The organism is Pseudoalteromonas sp. Angola-30 (assembly GCF_028599215.1).
GTDB classification, from domain to species: Bacteria; Pseudomonadota; Gammaproteobacteria; order Enterobacterales; family Alteromonadaceae; genus Pseudoalteromonas; species Pseudoalteromonas atlantica.
This window is the reverse complement of sequence record NZ_JAQREI010000020.1, coordinates 23,912-39,673: the sequence shown is the minus strand read 5'-3', so window position 1 is coordinate 39,673 and position 15,762 is coordinate 23,912. Positions and strand designations below refer to the sequence as shown.

The window sequence follows — 15,762 nt, the reverse complement described above, 5'->3', positions numbered from 1 at the left end:
ATTAGGAGCAGCTGATGACTCAAAAAATACCACAAACACGCTCATTTCCCTCTTCCCGTACGCGCTATTTGTTTTTGTTGTGCGCATTGACCTGTATTGCTATTTTTTGTTTTAGCAATTCATTACTTGCCAGCTCAGTTAAAGATCTTAAAAGTCAGCAAATTTCTGAAATACTCTTCAACATTAAAGCCTATTATGTTGATGACTTGTCACTGACAAAAGGTGCACAGGGTGCCTTTAATAATCAGCAAGTAGAAATTTTACTCGACCAGCTAGACCCTTATTCTAAATACCTCAATGAAAATGACTTAGACGCTTTGTTTAATAATACAAATGGCCATTACACTGGCGTGGGCATTGAAGTGAAAGACATTGACAGTGACATTACTATTGTCGGTGTAGTTAAAAACTCCCCAGCCAAAAAGGCCGGTATTTTAGCGGGCGATATTATTGTTAGTGTTAATGATATAAACACGCAAACAGGTAGCTTAGAGCAAGTAGCTGCGTTGATAAAAGATACCCGCTTTAACGCGGTTAAACTAACAATACAACGCGCAGGGCAGCAGCAACCAATTAGCTTTGCGGTAAATCGCAAAGAAATAAACTTAGAAAGCGCCACTAGCCAATTACTCGACTCAGGCACTGGGTATTTAGCCATAAATAATTTTTCTAATCACACCTTACATGAAGTGGCGCTGCAGGTAGCTGCACTTAAAAATGATTATCGCACGCCCCTTAAAGGGTTAGTCATTGATTTACGTGACAACCCAGGTGGTACTTTACAAAGCGCAGTGGCGGTAGCGGATCTATTTTTACAAAGCGGCACTATAGTCACCACTAAAGGGCGCTATTACGACGCTAATCAAGCCTACTACGCTAAACGAGGCGACATACTAAAAGGCTTGCCTATTGTGGTGCTTATTAATGAAAATTCGGCCTCTGCGGCTGAAATACTCGCCGCTGCTTTAAAAGATAATAAGCGTGCTACAGTGGTTGGTAATCAGTCTTATGGCAAAGGCTCGGTGCAATCTTTGATCCCACTTGGTGATGGTAATACAGCGCTAAAATTAACAACTGCTAAGTACTTTACACCTGCGGGCGTATCGATTGAAGGCGTAGGAGTTACCCCCGATGTAGCAATTGCGCAAGCAACCCTTCCACAATCAAATAAAGCCGTTATAATAAAAAATGAGCAGAACAAAAATGCACCACAATTTGAACATGAAATACTGGGCGACTTGCAGTTAGTAAAAGCTAAGCAATTACTTAGCATGCAATAGTAAATAATCTGAACTATAGGTAAGCGATTTAATAACAGAATAAATATTAACACTATTAGATTCTGCTATTCTTTAGCTATAAATTTTAAGTAAATTCAAGGCAGTTAGCGCTAAAAATGGCTGCTGAGATAGCTTTATTACCCGGCGTTGAGATTAAAAAATACCCTTAATAAATTAAAAAGATAATAAAAACTATAAACGTGAAAATAATAAAATGGCTGTTGTTGGCTATCTGCTTTGTATCTAGCACTGCTTGGGCAAAGCAAATAGCCATCGTAATTGATGATATTGGCTATCATCAGCGAGATTTAGAATTTCTTACCTTACCAGGGCAATTGTCGTATTCAATTTTGCCCCACACACCCTACTCTCAAATTTTTGCCACGCTTGCCAGCCAAGCAAATAAAGAGCTTTTATTGCATGTACCTATGCAAGCCTTAAACGGTAAAGCACTCGGCCCTGGCGGGCTCACTGTAAATATGGATAAAGAACAGCTACAAAAAACTTTAGGCACCGCGTTGGCAAGCTTACCGCAAGTAAAAGGGGTTAATAACCATATGGGGTCGGCACTCACTCAACAAAGCCAAGCCATGAAGTGGACTATGGAAGTACTTAAAAAACGTAATTTATTCTTTTTAGATAGCCGTACTACCGACTTAAGCCAAGCGCAAAATGCGGCAAATTTTATCGGAGTTGAAAATATTGGCCGCCATGTGTTTTTAGACAATATAACCACGCATGAGCAACTGCAGCAAAGGCTGGATGAGCTAAAATATAAAGCAACTAAACATCACTTTGCCATAGCGATTGCCCACCCCTACCCAGAAACCATCGACTTTTTACGCCAAGCGCTACCTGAGCTCACCGAGCAAGGCTTTGAGTTAGTTCCGGTATCGCAACTAGTGCATAAAAAATACATACAATTAGCACAGGCGCAAGGTAAAGGGATCAACGCTAGGTAGCTTTAAGCGGTGTTTTAAGTATATATAAGCCATACAACTAAGCTGACAAAAGCAATATTAAATAGCTAAAACGTTGATTAAAATACTTATAGCCACAAAGCAAAAGCCCCGCATATTAATGCAGGGCTTTTTAAGTTTTACATTTTTTGCGCTATTAGCTCATAGCACTTTGCAGCTTTTTCATCGCTGTTTTTTCTAGCTGGCGAACACGCTCAGCAGATACACTGTATTTTTCAGCAAGCTCTTGTAGTGTTGCTTTGTCATCAGACAACCAGCGTGCACTTACAATGTCTTGTGAGCGTTCGTCTAGCGTTTTAAGCGCGCTAAATAAACGAGTATGTGACTGCTCTTGCCATTGTTGCTGCTCAATATCGTCAGCTAAATCAGCTGAGCCGTCTGTTAAGTATTGTACTGGTGAATATGTACTTGTTGGTGCGTCGTCGTTATCGTCGCCCGTTAAGTCAAAGCCCATGTCTTGGCCGCTCATGCGCGATTCCATTTCACGAACTTCTTTTTCACTCACACCTAGCTCATTAGCTACAGTGCTTACTTCAGCTTGGTTAAACCAACCTAAACGTTTTTTGTTTTTACGAAGATTAAAAAACAATTTACGTTGCGCTTTAGTGGTCGCAACTTTTACGATGCGCCAGTTTTTAAGCACAAACTCATGAATTTCTGCTTTAATCCAATGAACAGCGAAAGACACTAAACGTACCCCCACACTTGGGTCGAAACGCTTAACCGCTTTCATCAGGCCTATATTGCCCTCTTGGATTAAGTCGGCTTGCGGTAAACCATAACCCGAGTAGCTTTTAGCAATATGTGCTACAAAGCGTAAATGCGACATAATGAGTTGCTTTGCAGCACTAAGATCGCCTTCTTCTTGAAGTCGTGTTGCTAGCTCTTTCTCTTGCTCAGCTTTAAGCATAGGAATTGTGCTAACCGCTTGAAGGTAGCCGTCCATGCTTGCGCTTTGTTGCCCAACTGTAAGTGCCATTGCGTATAAATCTTTACTCATTTTTCACCTCGGTGATAAACATTTGAAACCATCTTAGCACTCTTTCTCTAAGAGTGCTAACCCCAATTTAAAACTTTTTTTAAGCGTAAATCAAGCGGTTTTTTAGTGTATGTTAAGTCTACTACATGCGACTGAATAAGTGATGAACTAAGGGATTGCAAGAGATTAGCGCAAGCGTAACAGCGCATTTACAACTAATCTCATTTGAGGATAATAATATACAAACATGACATTTTTGAGTCAGCCATTAGCAGCCATACTTATACTTTATCAGGCTCAATTTCTTTTATATATCGGTTAACCGATAAGTAAGAACCAATAAAGCCTAAGCTGGTTGCTAGCAATACTAATGCGCCAAACTCATTAAGCGTTAAACCAATTAACGAAAAGCTTGTTTGATACACGCCTGCAACGCTGCTTACTGCGCTAGTTAACCACCACATCATTAAGGCAATACAAATAAATGCAAACAAGCCCCCTATAACGCCATACCAAATGCCGGTCCACAAAAACGGAGCGTGTATAAACGTATTGGTAGCACCTACTAACTTCATTACTTGTATTTCTTCTTTTTTATCCATAATCGATAAGCGAATCGTATTACCAATAATAAGCGTGACAGAGGTAAGAAGTAATAAAGCAATTGTGATAACGCTTTCTTTTAATAAGTCTAATAATGCATTTAGGCGCTCAAGCCAAGCAATATCAAGCTTACCAAAATCTACTTCGCGCTCGTTCTCAAGCTTTGTAAGCAGCGCTTTAGCCGCATTAGGCTGGCGATGCCGCTTAGTAGGTGTCACTAATACAACATCGGGTAGCGGGTTGCTATCTAGGTACTCTAAAGCTTGCCCAAACCCCGACACATCTTTAAATTCAGTTAATGCTTGCTGCTTAGAAATAAATTCAACACTTTCTACCTCGGCGTAAAGTGCTAAACGCTTTACTAAGGTTTGTGTTTCTTGTTCGCTCATACTTTCTTTTACAAAAAGCGATATTTCACTGGCTTCTTCAAACCCGCTACTGACTTGCTGTACATTTTTTACGACTAAATAAAGCGTTGCAGGCAATGTTAAACTTAGCCCAAGTACAGCAATTGTCATTAATGATGCAAGTGGCGTACGCCACATTTCACCTAAACTGTGCACCCCTTGGCGAAAAATATTAATAATAAAAAAATAACCGCCAGCTATGGCTGATTTTTTTTGTTTGTCGTTTGAGTTTTGGCGTCCTTTAAATAACAAGCTCACAGCGTGCCCTCCGCAAGTGGGTCTTCAAGCATACGGCCATCTTTTAAAGTCAGGCTACGGTATTTTAAACGCGACACCAGACCAAGGTCGTGTGTTGCTATAAGTACTGTCGTACCATGTTTATTAAAATCTTCAAATAGCCTTAATATTTCCATAGAGAGCTCGGGGTCAAGGTTACCCGTTGGTTCATCAGCTAATAAAATAGGCGGAGAATTTACAATCGCTCTGGCAATACCTACGCGTTGCTGCTCACCACCAGAGAGTGTAGAAGGATGGCATTTAACTTTATCTAACAGCCCTACTTTATCTAGCGCACCATGAACTCGTTTAGCGATTTGTTTATGATGAGTGCCTTCAATAATCAACGGCAGTGCAACGTTATCAAACACAGTGTAACGCTCTAACAATCGATGATTTTGAAAAATAATACCAATATCGCGGCGCGCATAAGGAATTTGCCGAGAATTAACTTTATTTAAATCAACACCATTAATTAGCACGTTGCCTGCAGAGGGGCGCTCCATTAAGCTAATGAGCTTTAATAAGGTACTTTTACCCGCACCACTGTGGCCTGTTAAAAAAGCCAGTTCGCCAGGCTTAATATGAAATGTAACTTTTTCGAGAGCGCGATGCCCACCCGGATAGGTTTTACTTACTTGCTGAAAATTTATCATTTTTTATTATGCCAGTCCCAAATTAGTAAAATGGAATTCCTTAGCTAGGGCCTGTTGACCTTTCAGGATTGAAATTTGCTCTACCTAGAGGCTATTTAATCGCGGCGCAAGGTTTATAGCCCAGAGGACTAAGTAAAAACCGAGCAATAAAAAGTAAATAGCCCAAAGGGCAGCGCATGTTTAATCTCAAAAGATAAACAGACCAAAAAAGGGAGCAAGCTCCCTTTTATGTATTAAGCGTCATCCTCATCTTGGCTAAATAAAGCGTCAATAAAGTCATCGCTTTTAAATGCGCGTAAATCATCAATACCTTCGCCAACACCAATGTAACGAATAGGAATATTAAACTTATCTGCAACCGCAAATATAACCCCACCTTTAGCAGTACCATCAAGTTTTGAGAGGGTAATACCGGTTAAACCAACACATTGATTAAATAAGTTTACTTGGCTAATTGCATTTTGACCTGTACCCGCATCAATGGTTAGCATAACTTCATGCGGTGCATCGGGGTCAATTTTCTTCATTACGCGGGCTATTTTTTCAAGCTCTTGCATTAAGTTGTCTTTATTTTGCAAGCGCCCTGCTGTATCGGCAATTAATACATCTACATTACGCGCTTTAGCGGCTTGAAATGCATCAAACACCACCGAGGCACTATCTGCACCAGTGTGCTGGGCAATAACAGGAATGCTGTTACGCTCTCCCCACACTTGCAGCTGCTCTACGGCTGCTGCACGAAAGGTATCTCCTGCGGCCAACATAACCGACTTACCTTCATTTTGAAATTGCTTAGCTAACTTACCAATGGTTGTCGTTTTACCTACGCCGTTTACACCGACCATTAATATAACAAATGGTTTTTTATCAGCATGTACCTCAAGCGGTTGCTCAGCTGTTTTAAGCATTGCGGCCATTTCTTGCTTCATTAAGTCATAAAGCGCATCGCCATCTTTAAGCTGCTTGCGATCAGCTGCATCAGTAAGGCTATCAATCAGCTTCATGGTGGTATCAACACCTAAATCGGCGGTAAGAAGCTGTGTTTCTAAATCTTCAAATAAATCATCGTCTATTTTTTTACCACTAAAAATAGATGCAAAGCCAGAGCCTATATTTACACGGGTTTTTAATAACCCTTTTTTAAGACGTGAAAAAAAGCCTTCTTTTTTAGGCTTTTCGGCAAGTTTAGCTTCTTCTTTTGCAAGCTCTGCCGTAATGCGCTCTTGCTCTAAACGATCAGCTTCGGCCTCTGCTGCAATGCGTTCTTGCTCTGCACGTTCAGCTTCTGCCTGTTCTTGTGCAATACGCTCTTGTTCTAAGCGCTCAGCTTCTGCTTGCTCTGCTGCAATACGCTGTTGCTCTAAACGCTCAGCTTCTGCTTCTGCAGCAATTCGCTCTTGCTCTACACGTTCAGCTTCTGCTTGCTCTGCTGCAATACGCTGCAGCTCTATACGCTCAGCTTCTGCCTGTTCTTGTGCAATACGCTCTTGTTCTAAGCGTTCAGCCTCTGCCTGTTCTTGTGCAATTCGCTCTTGTTCTAAGCGTTCAGCCTCTGCCTGTTTTGCTGCAATACGCTCTTGCTCTACACGTTCAGCTTCTGCTTGCTCTGCGGCAATACGCTCTTGTTCTAAGCGATCAGCTTCTGCTTTTTCTGCAGCAATACGTTCTTGCTCTGCACGTTCAGCTTCTGCCTGTTCTTGTGCAATACGCTCTTGTTCTAAACGCTCAGCTTCAGCTTTTTCTGCTGCAACACGCTCTTGCTCTAAACGCATTTGCGCTTCTTGCTCTGCTAAATGAGCGGCTTGTGCTTGTTGTTGCGCCTGTGCTTCAGCTTGCTCTTTCGCAAGCAACTCAGCGTTGGCTTTTTCAATTGCTAATTTTTCATCTTGCTCAGCTTGCTCGCGCTCTGTGTCTAAACGTTGTTGCTCAGCTCGCTGTGCAGCCATTCGCTCTTGCTCTAAACGCATTTGCGCTTCTTGCTCAGCTAAACGTGCAGCTTGTGCTTGTTGTTGCGCCTGTGCTTCGGCTTGCTCTTTTGCAAGCAACTCTGCATTAGCCTTTTCAATTGCTAAACGCTCTGCTTGTGCTTTTTCAGCAGCAATACGCGCTTGTTCTCCACGCTCTGCTTCGGCCTTTTCTGCCGCTAAGCGCTCAGCTTCTTGTTGCTGAGCTAATGCCTGTTGTTTATCAGCTTCTGCTTGTTTTTTATCTGACTTACCAAAACCGAGCCAAGACATGAATTTACTTTTTTTTGCCATACTTGCTAATAACCACTTATAAAAATCTGATAAACTAAAATTTGAAATAGCTTGGTGTGGCTCAGCAAAGCGTGCCGGCCAAACAACCGTTCAAAACGTAAGTGCTAAATAGTAACACTTTTAATGCGGTTGAAAAATGAAGCTAAACGTAAACTACGCACAATATTATCTGAGCTAGATCCCTTATACCATTTTTTAGTGACCTAAATGAGAAAAAAAACAACGAAAAATAAAGCAATTAGCAAATCTACTGACGGCTTTATTAGAGTAATCAGCGGGCAATTTCGTGGCCGTAAACTGCCGGTAAAAAATGTAGAAGGGCTACGCCCAACAACAGACCGCATTAAAGAAACCGTGTTTAATTGGTTAATGCAAGATACGCGCGATGCAACAGTACTCGATTGCTTTGCAGGCTCTGGCGGGCTTGGCTTTGAAGCGCTGTCTCGGTTTGCTAAAAGCACCACGTTTATCGAACTAGATGCCTCGGCTGCTAAGCAAATTGAGCAAAATATTAGTACCTTAAAGCTTGAAAATGCACAGGTAAAACACACTAATTCACTCTCATATTTAGAGCAAAAGAATACAAATTCACCATTTAATTTAGTTTTTGTTGACCCACCATTTCGCAAAAACTTAGCGCAAAGTAGCTGTGATTTATTAGAAAATAACCAATGGCTTAGCGAAGACGCGCTCATTTATGTTGAGGTAGAAACCGAACTAAGCAGCTTTTCACAACCAGATAACTGGCTGTTAATTAAAGAAAAAAAAGCAGGGCAAGTATTCTGTAGGCTATACCAACGCCAGCCAAATTAACACTATTTAAGCCGCTGCATTTCTGTTAATATTATCCTTTACATGTGGTGTTGCTTCGGATTACAATACCGCACCATTTTTGAACCACTTGATCAATGTTTGATCAACTTGAGCAACGCTCATAATTTAGGTAGGTGAATTTTTAATGCCAGTAATTAAAGTAAGAGAGAACGAACCGTTTGACGTAGCACTTCGTCGCTTCAAGCGTTCATGTGAAAAAGCAGGTATCCTTTCAGAAGTTCGTCGTCGCGAGCACTATGAAAAGCCAACAGCTGAGCGTAAGCGTAAAAAAGCTGCAGCGGTTAAGCGTCACATGAAAAAGCTTTCTCGCGATAACGCACGTCGCGTTAAATTATACTAATAGTATTAGGTCTTGTATAAATGAGCCTTTTAATAACGCTAAAAGATGCGCAAAAAGATGCGATGAGAGCGAAAGACAAACAACGTCTTAACCCTATTCGCATGGTGCTTGCCGCAATCAAGCAACGTGAGATTGACGAGCAAATAACACTAGACGACGCAGGTATTACCTCCGTTATAGTGAAGCTTGTTAAACAACGTCGTGATTCTTACACTCAGTACAAAGATGCTGGGCGTGAAGATTTAGCCGAAATTGAAGCCAATGAGATCGCAGCACTAGAAACTTTTTTACCTCAACAATTGAGTGAAGAAGAAATAGTTGCCCTTATTGATGCGGCTATTGCTGATACTAATGCAGCAGGTATGCAAGACATGGGTAAAGTAATGGGCATAATCAAAAGCAAAGCCGAAGGACGTGCCGATATGGGCAAGCTTTCTGGTTTAATTAAGCAACGATTAACAGCCTAATACTCCCACATACACAAAGTATGATTAAAGCAAACCGAGCCTAGTGCTCGGTTTCTTCGTTTAAGTAGACAAACAAAACGCTTTTAAGTAATGCTCGTGCATGTAATTAAGTGATTTATTGTGTAGCTACAAAAGCACATCGAAGGCTAGGTAAAATGGGTTATTTAGGGCTATCACTTACTGCGCCTGCACTGCTCTACCTTCAATATCCTAGCTTTGTATGCTGTTAGCGTCAGGTTTAGCACCTAAAAATGATTAAGTATTATTGCCCATGGATATAATGTAGCTTTTTAGCTTACCGATACCCCTTTTATAAATGCGCGCATTGTGTTGAAATTACACCTCACCAATTGTTAGGACTACTTACAAAACATGGCTGGAAAGATCCCACGAAATTTTATTGACGATTTACTCGCCAGAACAGATATTGTAGAGCTAATAGACTCTAAAGTTGGTCTTAAAAAAGCAGGTAAAGACTACCAAGCTTGCTGCCCTTTCCATAACGAAAAATCTCCCTCGTTTACTGTTTCTCAAGATAAACAGTTTTACCACTGCTTTGGCTGTGGTGCTAATGGCAACGCTATTTCGTTTGTTATGGAATACGACAAGCTTGAATTTGTTGATGCCATAGAAGAGCTCGCAAGCCTTTTAAATTTAGACGTACCTCGCGAGAAAGGCACTAGCTCAGCACCTGAGCGCACGGCAGCGCAAAAGCGCTCAGATTACGATTTAATGTTACACACAGCACGCTTTTACCAGCATCAATTAAAGCACCACAGTAACTCTGCTGCGGTGATTGACTATGTAAAAGGGCGTGGTTTAAGTGGCGAAACCGTTAAAAAGTTTATGATTGGTTATGCGCCGAGCGAATGGGAAGCGCTGTGCCAACAACTTGGCAGAACAAAAGAGCAAAAAGAACAGCTGGTCGAGCTTAAGCTCGCCTCAGAAAAAACACCAGGTAGGCAGTTTGATTTTTTCCGCGATCGGTTAATGTTCCCTATTCGTGATAAACGTGGCCGTGTTATCGCCTTTGGCGGGCGTGTAATGCAAGCCGACCAAGGGCCAAAATACCTCAACTCACCAGAGACCCGCATTTTTCATAAAGGCTTTGAGCTATATGGTCTTTATGAGGCAAAACAAGCACATAAAAAGCTTGAACATGTACTTATTGTAGAAGGTTACATGGATGTAGTTGCACTTGCAGAGCAAGGTATTGAATATGCCGTAGCTGCGCTTGGCACCGCAACAACAAGCGAGCATATGCATACGCTATTTAGAACCACCGACAAAGTTATTTGTTGTTACGATGGCGACAGAGCTGGCCGCGACGCTGCATGGCGAGCACTAGAAAATGCCCTGCCCTACTTAAACGATGGCAAAGCATTACACTTTGTATTTTTACCTGACGGGGAAGACCCTGATTCACTGGTTCAGCAAGAAGGTAAAACACAGTTTGAGCAACGTTTAAGCCAAGCAGATGATTTTACCAAAGTGTTATTTAATAAGCTTAGCCAAGAAGTAGACCTAACACTCGACTCAGGCAAAGCTAAGCTGTTGAGTGCCGCTTTGCCGTTAATTGAAAAAATTCCGAGTGAATTTTACCAAGAAAATATTTTAGAGCAGTTAGGACGATTAATTGGCCGTACGCGTGAGCAACTAAATAGCCGCTTAAAAACACCAAAGCAACAACACGCTGTTGAACGAAAATTTAAAATTACCCCAATGCGCCAAGCTATTGGTATTTTAATTCAGCACCCACAGTTAGCTAAAAGTGTGCCCCATTTGCCAGAATTGGCGCAAATGAACATAGCAGGCATTGGTTTGCTACTGCGCTTACAAGAGCGCGCACTGCAAAAAGACAATGCTAACACAGCGGTTTTACTCGAATCATTTAGAGATTCCGAGGATTACGAACCGCTAGTAAAGCTTGCCACATGGCAGCACCAAATTAGTGATGAGCGTTTAGAGACTGTTTTTCAAAATACTTTTAAATTTATTGAAGATCAGTGTTTAAATTATCGACTAGAGACCCTATTAATAAAGGACAAGACACAGGGCTTATCAAGTGATGAAAAACTAGAATGTCATTTACTTATGACAGCGCTAAAAGCGAGTAACAGCTAGTCAGACTTGATTTAAACTGTTATACTGTGCTATTCACTGCGTCACATTATTAAAGTTAGTTAAAAGGCTAACTCTATGATGACGCCTGTTGTATCAACTTATCAGAGTGGAAGAAACAATCTCTATGGATCCAACTCCTCAGTCACAATTAAAACTTCTGATTCAAAAAGGTAAAGAGCAAGGCTACTTAACTTTTGCTGAAGTAAATGATCACCTTCCACAAGACATAATCGACTCAGATCAAGTAGAAGATATCATTAGCATGATTAATGACATGGGTATCAAGGTTAGCGAAAACGCGCCTGATGCTGATGAATTAATGATGCAAGAAACCACGACAGACGAAGACGCAGCAGAAGCTGCTGCTGCAGCCCTTGCAACTGTAGAAAAAGAAATTGGCCGTACAACTGACCCAGTGCGCATGTATATGCGTGAAATGGGTACTGTTGAACTTCTTACACGTGAAGGCGAAATTGTAATCGCTAAGCGCATTGAAGAAGGTATCAACCAGGTACAAATTTCTGTTGCCGAATACCCTGAAGCGATTACTTACCTACTTGAACAGTGGGATAAGTTTGAAGCAGAAGAAATGCGCTTAAGCGACATTATTTCAGGCTTTTTCGACCCTAACGAAGACGAAGCGCAAATCTCAGCAACTCACATTGGCTCTGAATTAAGTGAAGAACAACTTGATGAAGACGATGATGAAGATGACAAAGACAGCGATGACGATGAAGACGAAGAAGAAGTAGATACAGGCCCAGATCCAGAAGAAGCCCGTATTCACTTTGAAAACTTACGTGATTTATACGTTAAAGCTCGCGCTACCTTTGATGAAAAAGGGCGTTCGCACCCAGATTCTCAAGCCGCTATTTTTGAAATTGGCGAGCTTTTCAGAACCTTTAAATTAGTACCAAAACAGTTTGATCGCATGGTTAACAACATGCGTGAAATGATGGATAGAGTGCGTATTCAAGAACGCCTTATCATGAAACAAGCGGTACAAATTGCTAAGCTACCTAAGAAAACGTTTATTAAGCACTTTGCTAATAACGAAACTGACTCAGCGTGGCTAGACCTAGAAATAAATGCTAACGAAAAACATTCAGCTAAACTTGAAGAAGTGAAGCCTGAAATTATTCGTTGCATCCAAAAGCTATGTGTAATTGAAGAAAGCACAGGCTTAAGCATTGAGCGTATTAAAGACATTAACCGTCGTATGAGCATTGGTGAAGCAAAAGCGCGCCGTGCGAAAAAAGAAATGGTTGAAGCTAACTTACGTCTTGTAATCTCAATTGCTAAAAAATACACAAACCGTGGTTTACAGTTCTTAGATTTAATCCAAGAAGGTAACATTGGCTTGATGAAAGCGGTAGATAAGTTTGAATACCGCCGTGGTTATAAGTTCTCGACTTATGCTACGTGGTGGATTCGCCAAGCGATTACCCGCTCAATTGCTGACCAAGCAAGAACAATCCGTATTCCAGTACATATGATAGAAACGATTAATAAACTTAACCGTATATCTCGTCAAATGTTACAAGAAATGGGTCGTGAGCCAAATCCTGAAGAATTAGCAGAACGCATGATGATGCCTGAGGATAAAATCCGTAAGGTACTTAAAATTGCCAAAGAGCCAATTTCGATGGAAACACCAATCGGTGATGATGAAGATTCGCACTTAGGTGACTTTATCGAAGATACCACTATTGATTCGCCAATCGACTCGGCAACTATGGAATCTCTTCGTGGCGCAACAAACGATGTGTTAGCAGGCCTTACAGCCCGTGAAGCTAAAGTACTTCGTATGCGCTTTGGTATTGATATGAATACCGACCACACCTTAGAAGAAGTAGGTAAACAGTTTGACGTAACACGTGAGCGTATTCGTCAAATAGAAGCGAAAGCACTGCGTAAATTACGCCACCCTTCTCGCTCTGATTTACTAAAAAGCTTTTTAGACGCTAAATAATTTAGCGCTTCATATAAACTAAAAAGGCCGCTGTAGCGGCCTTTTTTCTATTTAAAGGAAACAACCATGGCTTGGATCCAAATCCGTATCAATGCCAATGCTGCTACCGCAGATGCAGTGAGTGACTTATTAATGGAAGCAGGCAGCGCCTCTGTTACTTTTATTGACGCTAAAGACACGCCTATTTATGAGCCTAAAATTGGCACCGTTGAGTTTTGGGCCGATACCACTGTAATTGGTCTATTTGAAGCCAATCATGATATGAACGCGGTAATTGAATTACTTAAGCGTCATGATGAAATTAAAGACACACTGGTATACAAAATTGAGCAACTAGAAGATAAAGACTGGGAACGTGAGTGGATGGATAACTTTCACCCAATCCAGTTCGGCGAAAAACTGTGGATATGCCCAAGCTGGCGCGACATTCCAGACCCAGATGCAGTTAATGTACTGCTCGACCCTGGCCTTGCATTTGGTACGGGTACGCATGCAACAACGGCACTGTGCCTTAAATGGCTAGAAAGCCAAGATTTAAGTGGTAAAACAGTGGTTGATTTTGGTTGTGGATCGGGCATTTTAGGTATCGCAGCCATTAAACTTGGCGCAGAGCGCATGATAGGTATTGATATTGACCCGCAAGCTCTAGAAGCAAGCTTAGATAACGCACAACGTAATGGCGTAGCCGATAAGCTTGAAGTATACCTACCAGAAAACCAACCTGAGTTTAGTGCTGATATTGTAGTCGCTAATATTTTAGCGCAGCCGCTGCGTGAGCTTCACAGTGTAATTTTGGGATTACTTAAACCGGGTGGCAAAATTGCTATGTCGGGCATATTAGAAGAACAAGCCCAATCGGTTGCCGATATTTACGCACCGTTTATTGAGCTTGACGATATTGCACTAGAGGGTGATTGGACCCGTGTAAGCGGTACAAAAAATAGCTAACCGCATACATTTATAATTTTAGAGTTTTAACTCAAAACTTGCATGTAAAGCCTGTATTTAACAGGCTTTACTATTTTTTTACAGTTAGAAAATTAGCATGCATAATTTGACAAAATTATTTTTTGTTTAAATTTCAAACAAATCGACCCACTTGTCATGCGGTTATCAAAAGTCAATACGAAAAGGGCAAAAAAAAGTCACTTTTGTTCAATTTATAGCCTTTGATTTTTCCTAAAAAAACCGTAAACTTAGCGCCCCTTGAAAAGAGGCCTATTGAATACAGTGCGTATCGGTTCATACCAACTTGAGAATAATGTAATAGTCGCGCCAATGGCAGGTATTACAGACAGACCATTTAGACAGCTTTGCCGCCGCTTAGGCGCAGGCTTAGCCGTGTCTGAAATGTTATCGTCAAACCCGAAGGTTTGGAAAACTGAAAAATCGATGAACCGTATGGATCACAGCGGTGAGTCGGGTATACGCGCGGTGCAAATTGCAGGAGCTGATCCTGAGCTTATGGCGCAGGCCGCACAATTCAATGTTGCTAACGGTGCACAGATCATAGATATCAATATGGGGTGCCCAGCAAAAAAAGTGAACAAGAAACTCGCAGGCTCTGCATTATTACAGTTTCCTGAACTTGTGGAAGAGATAGTTGATGCAGTGGTTAACGCTGTTGATATCCCTGTCACACTTAAAATCCGTACAGGATGGGATCAGGACAACCGTAATGGTGTAGAGATTGCGAGAATAGCTGAGCGTTATGGCATTGCGTCACTTGCCGTACATGGGCGTACACGCGCATGTATGTACAAAGGTGAAGCAGAATATGCCACGATTAGGGATATAAAACGCTCAGTGTCGATACCTGTGGTTGCTAATGGTGATATTACATCTCCAGAAAAAGCAAAGCAGGTTTTGGACTATACGGGTGCAGATGCCATCATGATTGGCCGAGCCGCCCAAGGTCGCCCTTGGATATTTAGGGAGATAGACCACTATTTGCGAACTGGAGAACACTTACCACCACCTGCTATTTCAGAGGTGCGAAGTATTTTAATGGAGCATTTAGATAACCTCCATGCGTTTTACGGCGAGCCAATGGGAGCGCGAATCGCTCGCAAACATGTATCTTGGTATTTGCAAACCCATGACAGTGACGGTCAGTTTAGGCGAGTATTTAATGCGCTCGACAACCCACAAGCACAGGTTGACGCATTAACGCAATACTTTAAAACACTAGCAGCTAACTAAGAAAGAAAGAGATTAAATAATGTTCGAACAAAACGTGACTTCTCCATTTATCACAAACCCTCATGTTCAGTCACACGAGAAACCGCAGCCATTGCGTGATGCAGTAAAAAAAGCTGTTCACCACTATTTAAAGCAGCTTAACGGTCAAGATGTGCAAGACGTTTACGACCTTGTTCTTTCAGAGCTAGAAGCGCCATTACTTGAAGAAGTAATGACATACACACGTGGTAACCAAACTCGTGCGGCAATTTTACTAGGTATCAACCGTGGTACTTTACGTAAAAAGCTTAAAAAATACGGCATGAACTAATACCAATTATATTGAAAGCGTAAGCATGCTAACGAGCTAAACAAGCCCATAACGGCGTTAAAAATTTCTTATGT

At 41.5% G+C, this 15,762-nt stretch carries 14 protein-coding genes; 10 read left to right on the top strand and 4 right to left on the bottom strand.

What is annotated here, in order from left to right; all coding sequences use genetic code 11:
- Positions 1 to 14 precede the first annotated feature (14 nt).
- Together PSH54_RS18200 and PSH54_RS18195 are read left to right on the top strand one after the other, a co-directional pair.
- Entirely contained in the window at positions 15 to 1,280 is a 1,266-nt protein-coding gene (locus tag PSH54_RS18200) for a S41 family peptidase (protein ID WP_273606773.1), read from the top strand.
- Between the two features lie 200 nt (positions 1,281 to 1,480).
- A complete protein-coding gene (locus tag PSH54_RS18195) occupies positions 1,481 to 2,242 on the top strand; it encodes a divergent polysaccharide deacetylase family protein (RefSeq protein WP_004588620.1) in 762 nt (253 codons plus the stop codon).
- A gap of 154 nt (positions 2,243 to 2,396) precedes the next feature.
- Here the strand turns inward: PSH54_RS18195 and rpoH are convergent, their stop codons facing one another.
- The 4 genes from rpoH to ftsY all read right to left on the bottom strand — a co-directional run bounded on the left by rpoH (position 2,397) and on the right by ftsY (position 7,439).
- Positions 2,397 to 3,260: an RNA polymerase sigma factor RpoH gene (rpoH, locus tag PSH54_RS18190; RefSeq protein ID WP_004588621.1), complete on the bottom strand. Its 864-nt coding sequence runs from the start codon at positions 3,258 to 3,260 to the stop codon at positions 2,397 to 2,399.
- Between the two features lie 260 nt (positions 3,261 to 3,520).
- Positions 3,521 to 4,507, bottom strand: a complete 987-nt coding sequence (ftsX, locus tag PSH54_RS18185) for a permease-like cell division protein FtsX (RefSeq protein WP_004588622.1) — start codon at positions 4,505 to 4,507, stop codon at positions 3,521 to 3,523.
- Positions 4,504 to 5,181 (bottom strand): cell division ATP-binding protein FtsE, encoded by a 678-nt coding sequence (gene ftsE, locus PSH54_RS18180; protein ID WP_004588623.1) that lies wholly within the window; start codon positions 5,179 to 5,181, stop codon positions 4,504 to 4,506. Before ftsE ends, ftsX begins: the two co-directional genes overlap by 4 nt.
- Before the next feature lie 233 nt (positions 5,182 to 5,414).
- The gene (gene ftsY, locus PSH54_RS18175) at positions 5,415 to 7,439 is read right to left on the bottom strand and encodes a signal recognition particle-docking protein FtsY (RefSeq protein ID WP_273606772.1); all 2,025 of its coding nucleotides are present in this window, start codon (positions 7,437 to 7,439) and stop codon (positions 5,415 to 5,417) included.
- Between the two features lie 207 nt (positions 7,440 to 7,646).
- On the opposite strand from ftsY, the gene rsmD reads away from it, so the two are divergent.
- The 8 genes from rsmD (at position 7,647) to fis (ending at position 15,688) form a co-directional block, all read left to right on the top strand.
- Complete coding sequence (gene rsmD, locus PSH54_RS18170; protein ID WP_004588625.1) at positions 7,647 to 8,252, top strand: 16S rRNA (guanine(966)-N(2))-methyltransferase RsmD; 606 nt, start codon at positions 7,647 to 7,649, stop codon at positions 8,250 to 8,252.
- A gap of 145 nt (positions 8,253 to 8,397) precedes the next feature.
- Positions 8,398 to 8,613: a 30S ribosomal protein S21 gene (gene rpsU, locus PSH54_RS18165; RefSeq protein ID WP_002957797.1), complete on the top strand. Its 216-nt coding sequence runs from the start codon at positions 8,398 to 8,400 to the stop codon at positions 8,611 to 8,613.
- Positions 8,614 to 8,633: 20 nt separating this feature from the next.
- Positions 8,634 to 9,080: a GatB/YqeY domain-containing protein gene (locus PSH54_RS18160; protein ID WP_004588626.1), complete on the top strand. Its 447-nt coding sequence runs from the start codon at positions 8,634 to 8,636 to the stop codon at positions 9,078 to 9,080.
- A gap of 372 nt (positions 9,081 to 9,452) precedes the next feature.
- Positions 9,453 to 11,204 carry a DNA primase gene (dnaG, locus tag PSH54_RS18155; RefSeq protein WP_004588627.1) on the top strand — a complete coding sequence of 584 codons (1,752 nt, stop codon included), beginning with the start codon at positions 9,453 to 9,455 and terminating at the stop codon, positions 11,202 to 11,204.
- A 124-nt stretch (positions 11,205 to 11,328) separates the two neighbouring features.
- Complete coding sequence (rpoD, locus tag PSH54_RS18150) at positions 11,329 to 13,176, top strand: RNA polymerase sigma factor RpoD (RefSeq protein ID WP_054983281.1); 1,848 nt, start codon at positions 11,329 to 11,331, stop codon at positions 13,174 to 13,176.
- A gap of 66 nt (positions 13,177 to 13,242) precedes the next feature.
- On the top strand, positions 13,243 to 14,124 hold the full coding sequence (prmA, locus tag PSH54_RS18145) for a 50S ribosomal protein L11 methyltransferase (RefSeq protein ID WP_273603671.1): 882 nt from the start codon (positions 13,243 to 13,245) through the stop codon (positions 14,122 to 14,124).
- 282 nt (positions 14,125 to 14,406) lie between these two features.
- Positions 14,407 to 15,378 (top strand): tRNA dihydrouridine synthase DusB, encoded by a 972-nt coding sequence (gene dusB / locus PSH54_RS18140; protein WP_004588630.1) that lies wholly within the window; start codon positions 14,407 to 14,409, stop codon positions 15,376 to 15,378.
- A 19-nt stretch (positions 15,379 to 15,397) separates the two neighbouring features.
- A complete protein-coding gene (gene fis / locus PSH54_RS18135) occupies positions 15,398 to 15,688 on the top strand; it encodes a DNA-binding transcriptional regulator Fis (protein WP_002957804.1) in 291 nt (96 codons plus the stop codon).
- Positions 15,689 to 15,762 lie beyond the last annotated feature (74 nt).